Raw genomic sequence first — 15004 nt, 5'->3', positions numbered from 1 at the left:
GGGGAGCGCCATGATCAGCGGGCTTTATCGCGGCCAGGACGGAGACTCTCAGGTCGACCTCCGTGTCGACGTCGACGGAACGAGACCGACCGGACGGCTCAGCGGTGACCTGTTCACCGTGGCGGGGGCGACGACCTCCTACATCGGCTCGTTCGTCGTGCACGCGCCGACCATCACGGTCGAGGGCGCGAGCACGCGGGTCGAGGGCCAGGGCGCCTTCACCCAGGCCGTCACCTCCAAGCAGGTCACGGTCACGATCGAACAGGGTGTGGCAGCGGCGGAGATCGACGGCCGCCGTTACGAGCTGCCGTTCGCGAGCGCGTTCTTCCGCAGCGTGCTGCTGGAGCAGGACTCGGTGGTGGGCACGGTCCCGTTCGTCGAGTACAACACGGGGTCGCTGCCGGGCCCGCAGGTGGAGCCGCGGGTGATCGGCGTGCGCGAGGCGTGGGCCGACGCGGGTGTCGAGCTGAGGGTCGCCGAGCCCGGCGTGGTCCCGACCGACGGCTCGGGCCGCGACCTGGCGTGGGACGACGCGGAGCTGCACCACGCGATGACCCAGCAGTTCAGTCAGTACGGCGACGCGGCCGCGTGGCGGGTGTGGCTGCTGGTGGCCAGCAAGCACGTGGGCGGCTACCGCGGCATCATGTTCGACTACAACGACGGCTGCCAGCGCCAGGGCGCGGCGGTCTTCTACGACGCGATCAAGGGCGACAGCCCGCAGGCGCAGCGCGCCCAGCTGCGCACCTACGTGCACGAGCTCGGCCACGCCTTCAACCTGCTGCACTCCTGGCAGAAGAACCTGGCCACGCCGCCGCAGCCGCTCGGCCCCGACGGCGGGTTCGGCGACCTGTCGTGGATGAACTACGTGCAGCACTACCGCCCGGGCGGCGAGGCGGGCTACTGGGCGGCCTTCCCCTTCCAGTTCACCGACGCCGAGCTCATCCACCTGCGTCACGGTTTCTTCCGCGACGTGGCGATGGGCGCGAACGCGTTCGGGCTGGGCGCGGCCGAGATCGCCCCGTTCGAGCCGCCGGTCGAGGACCGCACCGGCCTGGCGCTGGAGGTGCGGGCCAAGGAGTGGTTCGGCCTGGGCGAGCCGGTGGTGGTCGAGCTGAAGTTGTCGTCGACGGGCGAGGCGCGCACCACGCACAGCCATCTGCATCCCGACACCGAGTTCACGCAGGTGTCGATCACCCAGCCGAGCGGGCGCACGGTGTTGTACCGGCCGATGATGCGCCACTGCGTGGACCATTCGCTGGAGATCCGGCTCGACGAGAACAACCCGGCCATGTATCGCAGCGCCTACATCGGGCACGGACGCGAGGGCCACTACTTCCAGCAGCCGGGCGAGTATCGCGTCAGGGCGCAGTACATCGCCGCCGACGGCTCACGCATCGTCTCACCCGTGCTGACGATCAAGGTGCGCTATCCGGTGACCACCGCCGACCACCAGGTGGCGGAGCTGATGCTGGGCGAGGACCAGGGCAAGCTGTTCTCGCTGCTCGGCTCCGACTCCCCCACGCTGCGCTCGGGCAACGAGGCGCTGGAGGAGGTCATCGACCGGCACGGCGGCCACCCGCTGGCCGTCTACGCGCGCATGGTGAAGGGGCTCAACGCGGAGCGCGAGTTCAAGCGCATCCGCGACGGCCGTGTGCAGGTGCGCCCGCCGGACCCCAAGGAGGGCATCGAGCAGCTCAGCGTGGTGGCCAGGCAGGCGTCGGTCGACAACATCACGCTCAACCTGGTGATGCGCCGCCTGGCCAGGGCCGAGGCCAGGCAGGGCGATCTCGATCAGGCCTACGCGGTGATGGATCGTATGGTGAGCGTGTTCGAGGACAGGAATCTCAACCCGGTGGTGATGGGGCAGATCCGGCGGCAGGCGGAGCTGACCAAGTCGGCGTTGAGCGCCGAGGCCTGAGGCGGGCCGTGGTTCACGGGAGGACGACGGGGCGCTCGCCCGCGCAGCCGACGCGCACTTCGAGCTCGTCGCCGTCCTCCGGCTCGAACTCCACCTTCACGGTGGGGGCGGGTCCCGGGTCGGCGTCGTCGATGGAGTAGCCCTGGGCGGGGCTCCAGCTCCTGAGGGTCACCTGCCCGGCGGAGCAGGAGGCGACGATCGTGCCGCCCGCCGTGGTGAGCACGGAGGCCTGCGACGAGGGCGAACCCGAGGGCACGGCGGACGGGGCCCCGGAAGAGGGAGCGGCGGAAGAGGAAGCCGCGGAAGAGGACGGGGCCGCTGACGGCGTCGGGGAGGTGGTGGCGGCGGCCAGGGCGTCCCTGACCTCGTCGCGGTCGAGCACCTTGCCTCCGCCGCCGGCCAGCGACGACCCTCCGAGCAGCCCGAGCACCGCCACTCCCGCCGCGATGGCGGCCAGCGCGGTGGCCACCCAGGCCAGAACGAGCCGTGTCATGTCCACCACCTTCCCCCATGGACTCCTAAGGCAAGGTTAAGAGCCCGATAAGCCCGATCGGCCCACGGCCAACCAGCGGTTACGGTGGGACAATATGGCGGACATCCTGCTCATCGAGGACGACGTGACCATCCGCACGGCCCTGTCCAGGGGCCTGCGCGATCTCGGTCACGCCGTCGCCAGCTCCCCCACCGCCCTCGACGGCCTGCGCCTGGCCGTGCAGGACCGCCCCGACCTGATCGTCCTGGACCTGGGCCTGCCCGATCTCGACGGCCGCGAGCTGCTGCGCATGCTCAGGGCGGTCAGCAAGGTGCCGGTGATCGTGGCGACGGCCCGTGACGGCGACGCGGAGATGGTCCCGGTGCTCGACTCGGGCGCCGACGACTACGTGGTCAAGCCGTACAGCGCGGCCCAGCTGGACGCGCGCATCCGCGCGGTGCTGCGCCGTACGGTCACCGCGACCGTGGAGCCGTTGAGGCTGGGCGGCCTGACCGTGGATCCGAAGGCGCGCACGGCGACGCTCGACGGGCGCGAACTCGATCTGACGCCGCGTGAGTTCGACGTGCTGCACTTCCTGGCGGCCCGACCCGGCGAGGTGGTGACCAAGCGGGAACTGCTGACGGAGGTGTGGCAGGTCCCGTACGGCGGCGCGGACAAGACGGTCGACGTGCACATCTCGTGGTTGCGGCGCAAGCTCGGCGAGACCGCCGCGCGCCCCCGCTACCTGCACACCGTGCGCGGCGTGGGGGTCAAGCTGGTGGGTCCGGAATGAGGCGCTGGCTGGCGCTGCTGGTCGCCGCGACCACCTCCCTGGTGCTGATCGCGCTGCTGGTGCCGATGGCGTTGCTGGTCAGGGCGGTGGCGGAGAACGGCGCGATGGGCCGGGCGACGACGACGGCCGAGTCGGTGGCGCTCTCGCCCGATCCGGAGTTGTCGGCGCAGCGGGCCTCGCTGCCGGTCGAGGTCATCAGGCGGGTGACGCCGCAGTCGTCGGACGCGGTGCGGCTGGCGGCGCTGGGCCGTAGCGTCACCGCCGAGGCCGACGAGGGCCGGCAGGTCCTGACCTCGGTGCAGTCGCCGCAGGGCACGGTGGTGATCAGCGTCTTCGTGAGCGAGCAGGAGCTGCGACGCGGCGTCTACGAGGCTTGGGTGGCCCTGCTGGTGCTGGGCCTGGCCCTGGTGGTGCTGGGCATCGTGCTGGCCGACCGGCTGGCGCGGCGGCTGGTCGGGCCGATCAGTGAGCTGGCCGGGGTGTCGCACCGGCTGGCGGGCGGCGACCTGGAGGCCCGCGCCACGCCCGGCGGGCCGCCCGAGCTGAGGAGCGTCGCGCTGGCGCTCAACCACCTGGCCGGCCGGATCGGCGACCTGCTGGCCGCCGAGCGCGAGTCGGTCGCGGACCTGTCGCACCGGCTGCGTACTCCGCTGACGGGCCTCAGGCTCGACGCTGAGGCGCTGCGTGACCGCGAGGAGGCGGCCAGGATCGCCGCCCGCGTCGACGACCTGGAGCGGGCCGTCAGCTCGATCATCAACGACGCCCGTCATCACGAGCGGGCGCAGACCTCGTGCGACGCGGCGGCGGTGGTCGGCGACCGGGTGCGGTTCTGGTCGGTGCTGGCCGAGGACCAGGAGCGCGAGGTCACCGTGGAGCTGCCGCAGGGCCGGGTGCAGGTCGCCGTGGCCGCCGCCGACCTGGCCGCCGCGGTGGACGCGCTGCTCGGCAACGTCTTCGCGCACACGCCCGAGGGCACGGCGTTCTCCGTACGGCTGACGCCCGACGGCAGGCTCAGCGTGCACGACGAGGGTCCGGGCTTCGACGCCGCCCTGCTGGAGCGCGGCAGCAGCGGAGCGGGCTCGACCGGGCTGGGGCTCGACATCGTGCGCCGCACGGCCGAGGCCTCGGGAGGCTCGATGCGCCTGTCGAAGCAGGGCGTCGAGCTGCTTCTGGGACGTTAACCGCCGCTTAGCGCGCCGTTACCCCGGATCGCGATGAGCTGGGGGCATGAAGACGACAACGAAGATCATCGCAGCCAGCCTCGTGACCATGGGCCTGGTCGGCGCGGGCAGTGCCGCCTTCGCCGCGACGCAGGCCGACCCGAAGATCACCAAGGAGCAGGCCGTCAAGATCGCCCAGGACCAGGTGCCCGGCTCGGCCCTCACCGACAGCGAGCACGAGCGCGGCCACTGGGACGTGGAGGTGACCAAGGACAACGTGGAGCACGACTTCGAGATCGACGACCAGAACGGCAAGGTGCTCGAGCACGACACCGACACCCCGGACGCCGCGGACACCGACGACGACAGCGATGACGCGAACGACGACGACTGAGCTTGCATCAATCCGGAGAGCGAGCTAACCTACAACTCAAGTTAGAAGTTATCCACTCTCCAAAGAGGAGGTTCGGTACCGATGCTGCTCACCTCGATCGACCCGTTCTTCCAGGAGTTCGAGCGCCAGTTCAACCGGCTCACCCGGCAGACCCTCGAGGGCGGCCCGATCATGCCGATGGACGGCCTGCGCCGAGCCGACGACGTGGTCCTCCGCTTCGACCTGCCCGGCATCGATCCGGCCTCGATCGAGGTCACGGTCGACCGCGGCGTTCTCAGCGTCAGCGCCCGGCGCGAGGAGGAGAGCGCCCAGGACGAGCGCGTGTTCGTCCGCGAGCGCCCCATGGGCACCTTCACACGCCGCGTCTACCTGTCGGAACACCTCGACAGCGACGGCATCGACGCCGGATACCACAATGGTGTGCTGACCGTCCGGATCCCGGTTCTCGAGCGCGCCAAGCCGCGCAAGGTCGAGATCCGGCAGAGCGAGGCCAAGGCCATCAAGGCCTGACCACGACACCGGGGAGGGGCGAGCCGTCGCGGCCCGTCCCTCCTGCCATGAGGAGGCACGATGGCGCAGCGACTGCCCTTCGACGACGAGCACGCGCCGCTGTACTCCCTGGGCCAGGTCGCCGACATGCTTCAGGTGCAGCAGGCCTATCTGCGCCGCCTCGACCAGCACGAGGTGGTCATCCCCGGCCGCTCCCCCGGCGGCCAGCGGCGATACTCCCGCCATGACATCCTCATCGTCCAGCACGTCACGCGCATGGCCGACGAGGGCATGACGCTCAACGCGATCCGCCGCATCCTGGAACTGGAGGCCGAGGTGGCCGTGCTGCGCGAGGAGCTGCGGCTGGCCCGCGACCGCATCTCCGCGCTCGAATAGCGGAACACCGCGACGGCCTGCGGGTGAGTAAGGGGTGAGGGACACCGATGAGAGGACCCATCCCCGATGAAACGACCCGCCCCGTGGTGAGCGCCACGATCCCGGCGGCCGCGCAGGTCACCGGCGACGCCCTGGTCATCCAGGAGTCCCTGGCCGATCCCGAGCGCTTCGCCGGGCTCTTCGACCGCTACGCCGACGAGATCCACCGCTACGTCTCGCGCCGGCTCGGCCCGGAGAGCGTCTCGGCCGCCGACGACGTCACGGCCGAGACGTTCCTGGCCGCCTTCCGCAAACGTGCACGCTACGACCGCTCGCGCCCTGACGCGAGGCCGTGGTTGTACGGCATGGCGGCCAACCTGATCGCCAAGCACCACCGTGGTGAGGTGCGGCGGTTGCGGGCCCTGGCCAGGCTGGCCGAGCCGGACGGCGACAGCTTCGAGCAGCGCAGCGTCGAGCGCGTCAGCGCGCGTGACCTGCGCCCGCGCCTGGCCGCCGGGCTCGCCGCGCTGAGCCGTAAGGAACGTGAGCTCTTCCTCCTGGTCGCCTGGGCCGACCTCACCTACGAGCAGGCCTCGGAGGCGCTCGGCATCCCGATGGGGACCGTGCGGTCCCGCCTGTCCCGCACCCGTGCCAAGATCCGCCGCGTCCTGGGGGAAGAGTCATGAACGAGATCGACCTGTACCGTGACGAGCGCCCCGGGGCCGAGCCCTACGACCCGGGCGCCAGGGCTTCGGCCCGTTCCAGGCTGGCCTCGGGTGGAGCGAGAAGGGCGCGCAGGCCGTACGTGGTGGTCGCGGCGGCGGGCGCGCTGGCGCTCGCGGCGACCTTCGTGGTCACCCGGCCCGCGCAGGTGGAGCAGCGGCCGCAGGTGAGGCTGATGTCGGCGAGCGAGGTGCTCGACCGCGCGGCCGGGGCGGTGGCCGAGGAGCTCGACCCGCGCGACGACCAGTATGTGGTCGTCAAGTCGCAGACCATGTACGGCTCCTACAGCATGGGCGAGAAGGAGGAACGCTGGCTGTATCGCACCAGCCGCACGATCTGGCTGCGCGCGGAGCAGACGGGTGACGCCTACGGCGTGCTGCGCATGGAACTGCTGGAACCACGGGAGTTCCCCGGCTGGCCGATCCCGAAGCAGGCCTACGAGGGCGTCGGCAAGCCGGAGCTGATCGCGCTGGCCAACTGCGACGGCGGCACCGTCCCCGACCACCTGCGCAGCGACTACGCGGCGATCAAGAAGCTGCCGTCCGACGCCGAGGGCATGCGGGCGCACCTGTACTCCGCTCACGAGCCCAACGAGAAGGGCGTGGAGGCGGACCAGTCGGCCTTCACCCGCGCCAGCGACCTGCTGCGGGAGACCTACGTGCCCGCCGCCCAGCGCAAGGCGCTCTACCAGGCGGTCGCGACGATCCCGGGCGTGAGCGTCACCGAGAAGGTCAGGGACGCGGCCGGGCGTGAGGGGATCGGCGTCGGCCTGACCACGCAAGCGGGCACCCGTGACGATCTCATCTTCGACCGCGCGAGCTTCGCGTTGCTCGGCGAGCGCAGCGAGGTCGTCGACGCGGCCGTCGCGGGCGCTCCGGCCGGCAGCCTGCTGGCCTCGACCGCCCAGCTGGAGGTGTCCGTCGCCGACGAGGCGCCCGAGGTGGCCGGCGACCCCTGCAGGACGAAGGGCTAGCAGGACGACAGGATCTGCTCCATGGCGTCCTTCTCGGCGCGCGTCACCCACAGGTCGTACTTGACCTTCACGTCGATCTGGCGGGCGATGTAGGTGCAGCGGTAGGCGCGGCGCGGCGGCAACCAGGTCGCCGCGTCGCCGTCGCTCTTCTGGTTGTTGAGCGGCCCGTCGACGGCGAGCAGGTTGAGCGGGTCGTTGGCGAACTCCTTGCGCTTGGTCGCCGACCACTGCTGCGCGCCCTTCTGCCAGGCGTCCGACAGCGGGATCAGGTGGTCGATCTGCACGGCCATGCTGGTCTCGTTGCCGCGCCTGAACTTGATGGTCTTGCCGCCGTACGGATCTTCGAGGACTCCGGTGAGCACGATGCAGTTGTGCGTGCCCTCCTTGAACGTCTCGTCGGTCATGTCGCGCTTGAGGATGTCGTTGCGGGTGTCGCAGCCGTTGCGGTCGACGTCCGCCCAGGCGGGACCGAACTCGTCACGGTCGAAGCCGGTCCGCGGCGCGCGGCCCTTGACGGCCAGCTTCTCGAGTTTCTTCAGCGCCTCACCCGGCTTGGAGGTGCTGTCCGGTTTGCTCTGCGGCAGCTGGTCGGCCGCCTCCAACGCCCCGCAACCGCTGACCAGCATCGCCGCACACGCCAGCCCACCCAGCGCCCTTCCACCCAGTGCCCGCCGCACCCCGCCACGCTCCGCTCGTCAAAGTTTGCGTATAGATACCACCTTATTTCCGGAAAGATGCGACATATGCGGTGAGCGCATCGAGCAGCCACTCGCTCAGGTAGGCGGCGAAGGAAGAGCGCACGTAGATCCGGTAGGCGTCCTGGCCGACCCGCTCCAGAATCACTCCAGCCTTGGCCAGCGACGTCTGCGCGTGGCCGGTGAACACCGACGGGTGCAGATCGATGGGGCAGCCCGTGAGCAGCACCTCGCGCGCCCCGGGTCCCGAGATCTCCAGGACCGTGCGCTGCCCCGACACCTCCACGCCGCCCTCGGGCCGCTCCCCCGTGACCAGCCACCAGGCGGGGCCAAGCCGCAGTCCTCGGCCCGGGTCCTGCCCCCGCACCTCCCACATGGGGACGAACGGCACCTCACGCAGCCGGACCCGCTCCTTGCTCGCCGCCTCGAAACGCGCGGCGAAGTTTCCCGCCGGGCTGTGCCGTACCGGCTCGAACGACGAGACCCCGCCCTGCACGAAGGGGTCGCCGTCGCGACGCAGGTTCTCGGGGTCGTAGAAGACCGGTGCCACCACGGTCACGGGGATCTCGCGTCCGCCGTCGTGGGCCACCAGACGCTGGCCCTCGCCGACGCCGCGGGCCATGGCGAGGACCGCTCGCGGGTAGCTGGAGGTGACATGCCCGACCATGCGTCCGTCCAGGGTGAGCTGCGCGCCCTCCGGCACGTGCGTGTCCAGCCCGATCAGCGTCTTCCTGCCGGTGCGCGCCGTGTCGGGCCTGGCGTGCGATCTCTTGCCCACGAAGTCCGGCTTGCGTCTGGAGACGATCCACCCCATGCCGAGGTCCTGCGGGGTCACCGTGCCGTCGGTCTCCTGGCCGACGATCGCGAAGCCCTTCTCGGCCCGCAGCACGTGCATGGTCTCCGTCCCGTACGGCACGGCGCCGAGCTCCAGCACCCGCTCCCACACCGCCCTGCCGTACGGCCAGGGCACGTTGATCTCGAAGGCCAGCTCGCCCGAGAAGCTGATGCGGAAGACCCTGCCGTGGGCGAACTCGGTGAAGGTCATGAACGGCAGGTCGACGGCCTCGGGGGCGATCGCGGCGACGACCCGGCGGGCGCCCGGCCCGGCGACGGCGACGGTGGCCCAGTGGTCGGTCACGGAGGTGAAGGCCACCTCCAGCCGCGGCCACTCGGTCTGGTGCCACTCCTCCAGCCAGTCGAGCACCTGGGCGGCGTTGCCTGTCGTGGTGGTCATCAGGAAGTGGTCGTCGGCCAGGCGGGAGGTGACGCCGTCGTCGAAGACCATGCCGTCGGCGGTGCACATCACGCCGTAGCGGCACGAGCCGACGGGCAGGGTGGAGTAGAGGTTGGTGTAGACCCGGTCGAGGAACAGCCCCGCGTCGCGCCCCCGGATGTCGATCTTGCCGAGCGTGGAGGCGTCCATGGCGGCCACGCCGGTCCTGGCGGCGCGGCACTCGCGCTCGACGGCCTCCTCCATCGTCTCGCCGGGCAGCGGGAAGTACCAGGGGCGCTTCCACTGGCCGACGTCCTCGAACACCGCGCCGCGCGCCACGTGGGCGTCGTGCATCGCGGTGACCCTGATCGGGTCCGACAGCGGGCCCCGGTCGCGCCCGGCCAGGGTCGCGAAGGAGACGGGCGTGTACGGCGGGCGGAAGGTCGTGGTGCCCGGGCCGGTCCCGAGCAGCGCGGCCACGACGCCGGGCACCGCCGAGGTCTTGCCCTGGTCCGCGCCGGTACCCGCGGTGGTGTAGCGCTTGACGTGCTCGGCCGAGCTCAGCCCCGCGCCCGTGGCCCTGGCCAGGTCGGCGACGGTGACGTCACGGTGCAGGTCGGCGAAGGAGGCGGCGGGATCGTCGCCGCACACCCAGAGGGCGGCGGGCGGGGAGGGCTCGGGCTCGTCGCTCTCGGGCACCCGCGGCACCGGCACGGGCTGTGCGAACCCCGTCAGCTCCGCGGCCTGCCTTCCCGCCGCGAGGCCGTCGGCGATGGCCGCCGCCGTGCCGTACACGCCTCTGCAGGCTCCGGCCGAGCGTTCGGCCTGCGCGGACAGGTGGGGCACGAACGCCTGGAGTTCCTCATCGAAGCGCAGCCGCCCCTGCGACTGGCTGAACAGGTGCACCACCGGGCTCCAGCCCCCCGCGACGGCCAGCAGGTCGGCCTCGACCAGCCGGTCGCCGACGAGGACGCCGTCGAGCACGCCGTCGCCGTCGGCGGTGGTCCCGGTCACGACACCGGTCATAACACCGGTCACAACACCGGTCACGACGCCGGTCACGCGATCGGGCCCGCCGCGCGGGTCGACGATCGCCGCGATCTCCGCTCCGGCCGCGGCGAGGTCGCGCGCGGCCTCGTATCCCGAATCCGCGCACGCGAAGACCACCGCCCGCCGCCCTGGCAGCACGCCGTAGCGGTTGGCGTAGGCGCGCGCGGCCGAGGCCAGCATCACGCCGGGCCGGTCGTTGCCGGGGAAGGCGACCGACCGCTCGTGGGCGCCGGTCGCGAGCACCACGCGGCGGGCGCGCAGGTGCCACAGCCGCTCCCCGCCTGGCCTGCGCTCCACGGCGACGACGTAGTTGTGGTCGTAGTACCCGATGGCGGTCGTGCGGCTCAGGATCCGGGTCTCCGGCAGCATGGCCAGCCGTGCCGCGGCCGACGCGGCCCACGCCTGACCCGGCGCGCCGTCGAGCACGACCCGGCTGTTCAGGAGGTCGCCGCCGGGCCGTGGCTGCTCGTCGACCAGGATCACCCGCGCCCCGGCCTCCCCCGCCGCCAGGGCGGCCGCGAGCCCGGCGGGTCCCGCGCCGATGACCAGCACGTCGGCGTGCAGGTAGCCCTTGTCGCAGCGCCGCTCGTCGGCGGCGGCGGGATCGACGCGGCCCCTGCCGCGCAGGCTACGCGCGGTGAGCCCTTCGTGGAGTTCGACCGTGGTCGCGGCCACCATGGGGTCGGCTCCCACCTGGACCAGCGCGTTCGGCTCCTCGGATCCGGCGGAGAAGACGCCGCGCGGGCGGCCCAGGTCGACGCTGTGCCCCACGATGCGCACCCCGTTGCGCAGCAGGGCCGCGGCCAGGGTGTCGCCGGGCAGGCCGGTGTAGGAGCGGCCGTCGAAGAGGAAGTTCATGGGCGGATCTCGTGGGTGACGGTGTGGCGGTGGACGGTGAACCAGGTGCGGCAGCCGCTGGTGTGGAACCAGCGTTCGTGGAACCAGCCCTTGGGGTTGTCGCGCATGAACACGTAGGCGGCCCACTCCTCGTCGCCGAGTTCCGCGGGCCGCTCCGGGTAGGCCACCCCGGCCTGCCCGCCGTAGCGGAACTCGTTCTCGTCGCGCGGCCCGCAGTGCGGGCATTCGATGAGCATCATCAGTGGGCCACCGCCGCCGCTCCGTGTTCGTCGATCAGCGCGCCCGTGGTGAAGCGTTCCAGGGCGAAGGGTTCGGCCAGCGGGTGCGGCTCGCCGTGCGCGATGGTGTGCGCGTAGACCCAGCCGGAGCCCGGGGTGGCCTTGAAGCCGCCGGTGCCCCAGCCGGCGTTGATGAACAGGTTCTCGACCGGGGTGCGCCCGATGATCGGGGAGGCGTCGGGCGAGACGTCCACGATGCCGGCCCAGGTGCGCAGCACGCGCACCCGGCTGAAGATCGGGAACAGCTCCAGCGCGGCGGCCATCTGCGCCTCGATCACGTGGAAGGCCCCGCGCTGGCCGTAGGAGTTGTAGGCGTCGATGCCCGCGCCCATGACCAGCTCGCCCTTGTGGGCCTGGCTGACGTAGACGTGCACGGCATTCGACATGACGACGCAGTCGAGGACGGGCTCCAGCAGCTCGCTGACCAGCGCCTGGAGCGGGTGCGACTGGAGCGGCAGGCGGATGCCCGCCATCGAGGCGAGCACGCTGGTGTGGCCCGCGGCGGCCAGGGCGATCTTGCCCGCCGCGATGGTGCCCCTGGTGGTCTTCACCGCGACGGCGCGCCCGCCGGTGATCTCGAAGCCGGTGACCTCGGTGTCCTGGATGAGGTCGACGCCGTACTGGTCGGCCTTGCGGGCCAGCGCCCAGGCCACGTGGTCGTGCTTGGCGATGCCGCCCCTGCGTTGCAGCGTCGCGCCCATCACCGGGTAGCGGGCGCTCGCGGTGGTGTTGACGATCGGGCAGAACTTGGCGACCTCGTCGGGCTCCAGCCACTCGGCGTCGACGCCGTTGAGCCGGTTGGCGTTGACCCGCCGCCTGCCCTCGCGCACGTCGTGCAGGTTGTGCGCCAGGTTGAGGACACCGCGCTGGCTGAACTGCAGGTCGTAGTCGAGCTCGTCGCCGAGCCCCTCCCACAACTTCAGCGAGTGCTCGTAGATGGCGGCGCTCTCGTCCCACAGGTAGTTGGAGCGGATGATCGTGGTGTTGCGCGCCATGTTGCCGCCCGCCAGCCACCCCTTCTCGATCACCGCCACGTTGGTGATGCCGTGGTTCCTGGCCAGGTAGTAGGCGGTGGCCAGGCCGTGGCCGCCGCCTCCGACGATCACCACGTCGTAGGAGCGCCGGGGTCGCGGGGTGCGCCAGAGGGTGTCCGGATGCGGGGTCACCGGCGGATCTTCTCCATCCCTGGGTCGTACAGGGGCTCGGCGGCGACCTGGGCGGGCACCCGGTTGCCGAAGTAGGCGATGTCGACGTGGGTGCCGGGCTCGGCCAGCTCGATCGGCAACCAGGCGTAGGCGATCGGGCGGCCGAGCGTGTGGGCGAAGGCGGCGCTGGTGGTGTAGCCGACCGTGCGTCCCGCGTGCCGTACCGGCTCCTTGCCCATGACGACCTCGGTGGTGAACATCGGCACGAGCTTGCGGGTGAGCTCCGTGGACAGGGCGTCGCGGCCGAGGAAGTCCTTGTCGTCGCGTACGGCGAAGCCGAGCCCGGCCTCGTGCGGCTGGTGCTCGGGTGTCATGTCGGTGCCCCACAGCCGGTAGCCCTTCTCCAGGCGCAGGCTGTTGAAGGCGGCGCGGCCCCCGGCGGTCACGCCCTCGCGATGGAGGGTGTCCCAGAGCTTCAGACCGAGGTCGGCGCCGGTGTACAGCTCCCAGCCCAGCTCGCCGACGTAGGAGACGCGCATGGCCAGCACGGGCACGTGGCCGAGGTAGCCGCTCCTGCAGGTGAAGTAGCGGAAGCCCGCGTGCGACATGTCCATGTCGGTCAGAGGCTGGACCAGGTCGCGCGCCCCCGGGCCCCAGACGCCGACGCAGCAGGTGCCGGCGGTGATGTCGCGCACCCGCACGCCGGCGGGGGCGCGGCGGCGCAGCCAGTCGAGGTCCAGGTTGCCGTTGGCCCCGACCTGGAAGGTCTCCTCGTCGAGGCGGGCCACGGTGAGGTCGGAGCGGATGCCGCCGCGCGCGTCGAGCAGCAGGGTGTAGGTGACGGAGCCGGGCTTCTTGTCGACGTTGTTGGTGGTCAGGTACTGCAGGAACGCGGCCGCTCCCGCCCCGCTGACCTCGATGCGCTTGAGCGGGGTCATGTCGTACAGGGCGACCTGCTCGCGGGTGGCGTAGGCCTCGGCGGCGGCGATCGGCGACCAGTGGCGGCTCGCCCACTCGCCGCGCTGGGCGGTGCCCATGAACAGTTCGGGTGACAGGCCGCCGTGCCTGCGGGTGACGAGCTTCTCCAGCAGCGGCCGGTTGCTCTCGAACCAGTGGGGGCGCTCCCACCCGGCTCCTTCCAGGAAGCAGGCTCCGAGCTCCTGCTGGCGTGGGTGGAAGGGGCTGGTGCGCAGCGGCCTGGGCGACTCCATGGGCTGGAGCGGGTGGATGATGTCGTAGACCTCGACGAAGTTCTGCTGCCCGCGCTCGGAGACGAAGGCGGGTGACAGCTGCACCGGCTCGAACCTGGACAGCTCGCACTCGTGCAGGTCGTAGCCGGAGGTGCCGTCGACCAGGAGCTCGGCCACCGCCCTGGCCACGCCGGCCGAGTGGGTGACCCAGACCGCCTCGGCCAGCCAGAAGCCCTCCAGGCCGGGGCTCTGTCCGATGAGCGGGAAGCCGTCGGGGGTGAAGGAGAAGATGCCGTTGATGCCCTCGCAGTAGCCCTCCAGCGACGGGATCAGCTCGCGGGCGTCGCGCCAGGCGGGCTCGAAGTCCTCGGCGGTGAAGGCCTGGAGCGAGGGCATCGTGGTGGCCTTGGCCGCGATCTCGTGCTGGGCGACCGGCATCGGGCGGTGCGCGTAGGAGCCGACGCCCACGCGGGAGCCGTGCATGCGGAAGTACAGGTCCTTGTCCTGGTGCCGCAGGATGGGGCCGCCGGGCTGGGCGACCTCCCCCGACTTGGCGTACTGGTGGGCCAGGGGTAACAGCGGCACGGCCACCCCGGCCATGGCGCCGATCGTCGGCCCCCAGAAGCCCGCCGCGCACACGACCACGTCGGCGGCGATGGTGCGCAGGCCTTCGTCGGTGCTGACGGAGACGCCGGTGACGCGCCCGGCGCGCTGCTCGACGCCGACCACGGTGTGGTGGGGCAGGAAGCTCGCGCCCCGCTCGATCGCCCGTCGTGCCTGGGCCTCGCCGCTGCGCAGAGCGTCGGCCAGCCCGTCGGAGGGCACGTGGTAGCCGCCGAGCACCTTGCCCTGGTCGATCAGCGGCCAGAGCTTGGCGCACTCCTCCGGGCCGATCACGCGGCCCTCGACGCCCCAGGCCGCGGCCCAGCCCTGCCGCCGGTGCAGGTCGGTCAGGCGTACCTCGGTGGTGGCCACCTCCAGCCCGCCGACCTGGTCGAAGGTGCCGAGGGTGAGGTACTTGCGAACCGTGTGGCTCGCGAACTCGGTCATGGTCTTGGAGGGGTTGGTCTGGAAGACCAGTCCGGGCGCGTGGGACGACGACCCGCCGGCGGCGAACAGGGGGCCCTGTTCGACGACGGTGACGTCGCTCCAGCCCCGCCCGGTCAGCTCGTCCGCCAGCGCGCAGCCCACGATGCCCGCGCCGATGATCACCACACGAGGTCCGCTCACCATGCGTTGTTCCTTAATACGCAACTCGTACCGGACTACGCAACGACC

The 15004-nt window shown here is 71.6% G+C and carries 14 protein-coding genes; 8 read left to right on the top strand and 6 right to left on the bottom strand.

Annotated elements, in window-relative coordinates; translation table 11 throughout:
- The first annotated feature begins 10 nt into the window (after positions 1 to 10).
- Positions 11 to 1918 (top strand): YfgM family protein, encoded by a 1908-nt coding sequence (locus HNR30_RS01780; protein WP_181607775.1) that lies wholly within the window; start codon positions 11 to 13, stop codon positions 1916 to 1918.
- Between the two features lie 13 nt (positions 1919 to 1931).
- On the opposite strand, the gene HNR30_RS01775 is transcribed toward HNR30_RS01780, so the two are convergent.
- Positions 1932 to 2411 carry a septum formation initiator gene (locus HNR30_RS01775; protein ID WP_181607773.1) on the bottom strand — a complete coding sequence of 160 codons (480 nt, stop codon included), beginning with the start codon at positions 2409 to 2411 and terminating at the stop codon, positions 1932 to 1934.
- A 94-nt stretch (positions 2412 to 2505) separates the two neighbouring features.
- Between HNR30_RS01775 and HNR30_RS01770 the strand changes: the two genes are divergently transcribed.
- The 7 genes from HNR30_RS01770 to HNR30_RS01740 all read left to right on the top strand — a co-directional run bounded on the left by HNR30_RS01770 (position 2506) and on the right by HNR30_RS01740 (position 7297).
- Positions 2506 to 3183: a response regulator transcription factor gene (locus HNR30_RS01770; RefSeq protein ID WP_181607769.1), complete on the top strand. Its 678-nt coding sequence runs from the start codon at positions 2506 to 2508 to the stop codon at positions 3181 to 3183.
- On the top strand, positions 3180 to 4364 hold the full coding sequence (locus HNR30_RS01765) for a sensor histidine kinase (protein ID WP_181607765.1): 1185 nt from the start codon (positions 3180 to 3182) through the stop codon (positions 4362 to 4364). Before HNR30_RS01770 ends, HNR30_RS01765 begins: the two co-directional genes overlap by 4 nt.
- A 46-nt stretch (positions 4365 to 4410) precedes the next feature.
- Positions 4411 to 4737: a PepSY domain-containing protein gene (locus tag HNR30_RS01760; RefSeq protein WP_181607753.1), complete on the top strand. Its 327-nt coding sequence runs from the start codon at positions 4411 to 4413 to the stop codon at positions 4735 to 4737.
- Between the two features lie 81 nt (positions 4738 to 4818).
- On the top strand, positions 4819 to 5247 hold the full coding sequence (locus tag HNR30_RS01755; protein WP_181607751.1) for an Hsp20/alpha crystallin family protein: 429 nt from the start codon (positions 4819 to 4821) through the stop codon (positions 5245 to 5247).
- Positions 5248 to 5307: 60 nt separating this feature from the next.
- Positions 5308 to 5622 carry a MerR family transcriptional regulator gene (locus tag HNR30_RS01750; RefSeq protein WP_181607746.1) on the top strand — a complete coding sequence of 105 codons (315 nt, stop codon included), beginning with the start codon at positions 5308 to 5310 and terminating at the stop codon, positions 5620 to 5622.
- A gap of 47 nt (positions 5623 to 5669) precedes the next feature.
- Complete coding sequence (locus HNR30_RS01745; protein WP_181607744.1) at positions 5670 to 6287, top strand: RNA polymerase sigma factor; 618 nt, start codon at positions 5670 to 5672, stop codon at positions 6285 to 6287.
- Positions 6284 to 7297: a CU044_5270 family protein gene (locus HNR30_RS01740; RefSeq protein ID WP_181607741.1), complete on the top strand. Its 1014-nt coding sequence runs from the start codon at positions 6284 to 6286 to the stop codon at positions 7295 to 7297. Before HNR30_RS01745 ends, HNR30_RS01740 begins: the two co-directional genes overlap by 4 nt.
- Here the strand turns inward: HNR30_RS01740 and HNR30_RS01735 are convergent.
- The 5 genes from HNR30_RS01735 to HNR30_RS01720 are packed head-to-tail and all read right to left on the bottom strand — an operon-like array spanning position 7294 to position 14959.
- Positions 7294 to 7974: an HNH endonuclease family protein gene (locus tag HNR30_RS01735; protein ID WP_312894182.1), complete on the bottom strand. Its 681-nt coding sequence runs from the start codon at positions 7972 to 7974 to the stop codon at positions 7294 to 7296. The genes HNR30_RS01740 and HNR30_RS01735 overlap by 4 nt on opposite strands.
- A 43-nt stretch (positions 7975 to 8017) precedes the next feature.
- On the bottom strand, positions 8018 to 11113 hold the full coding sequence (locus HNR30_RS48985; RefSeq protein ID WP_220133135.1) for a 2Fe-2S iron-sulfur cluster-binding protein: 3096 nt from the start codon (positions 11111 to 11113) through the stop codon (positions 8018 to 8020).
- The gene (locus HNR30_RS46635; protein ID WP_220133134.1) at positions 11110 to 11352 is read right to left on the bottom strand and encodes a sarcosine oxidase subunit delta; all 243 of its coding nucleotides are present in this window, start codon (positions 11350 to 11352) and stop codon (positions 11110 to 11112) included. Before HNR30_RS46635 ends, HNR30_RS48985 begins: the two co-directional genes overlap by 4 nt.
- Positions 11352 to 12557 carry a sarcosine oxidase subunit beta family protein gene (locus tag HNR30_RS01725; RefSeq protein WP_181607739.1) on the bottom strand — a complete coding sequence of 402 codons (1206 nt, stop codon included), beginning with the start codon at positions 12555 to 12557 and terminating at the stop codon, positions 11352 to 11354. The genes HNR30_RS46635 and HNR30_RS01725 overlap by 1 nt, the downstream gene beginning before the upstream one ends.
- Positions 12554 to 14959: a GcvT family protein gene (locus HNR30_RS01720; protein ID WP_181607736.1), complete on the bottom strand. Its 2406-nt coding sequence runs from the start codon at positions 14957 to 14959 to the stop codon at positions 12554 to 12556. Before HNR30_RS01720 ends, HNR30_RS01725 begins: the two co-directional genes overlap by 4 nt.
- Positions 14960 to 15004: the final 45 nt, after the last annotated feature.

The organism is Nonomuraea soli (assembly GCF_013761175.1).
GTDB lineage: Bacteria > Actinomycetota > Actinomycetes > Streptosporangiales > Streptosporangiaceae > Nonomuraea > Nonomuraea soli.
The sequence above is the reverse complement of the archived record's forward strand: the minus strand, read 5'-3'. Positions and strand labels throughout refer to the sequence as shown.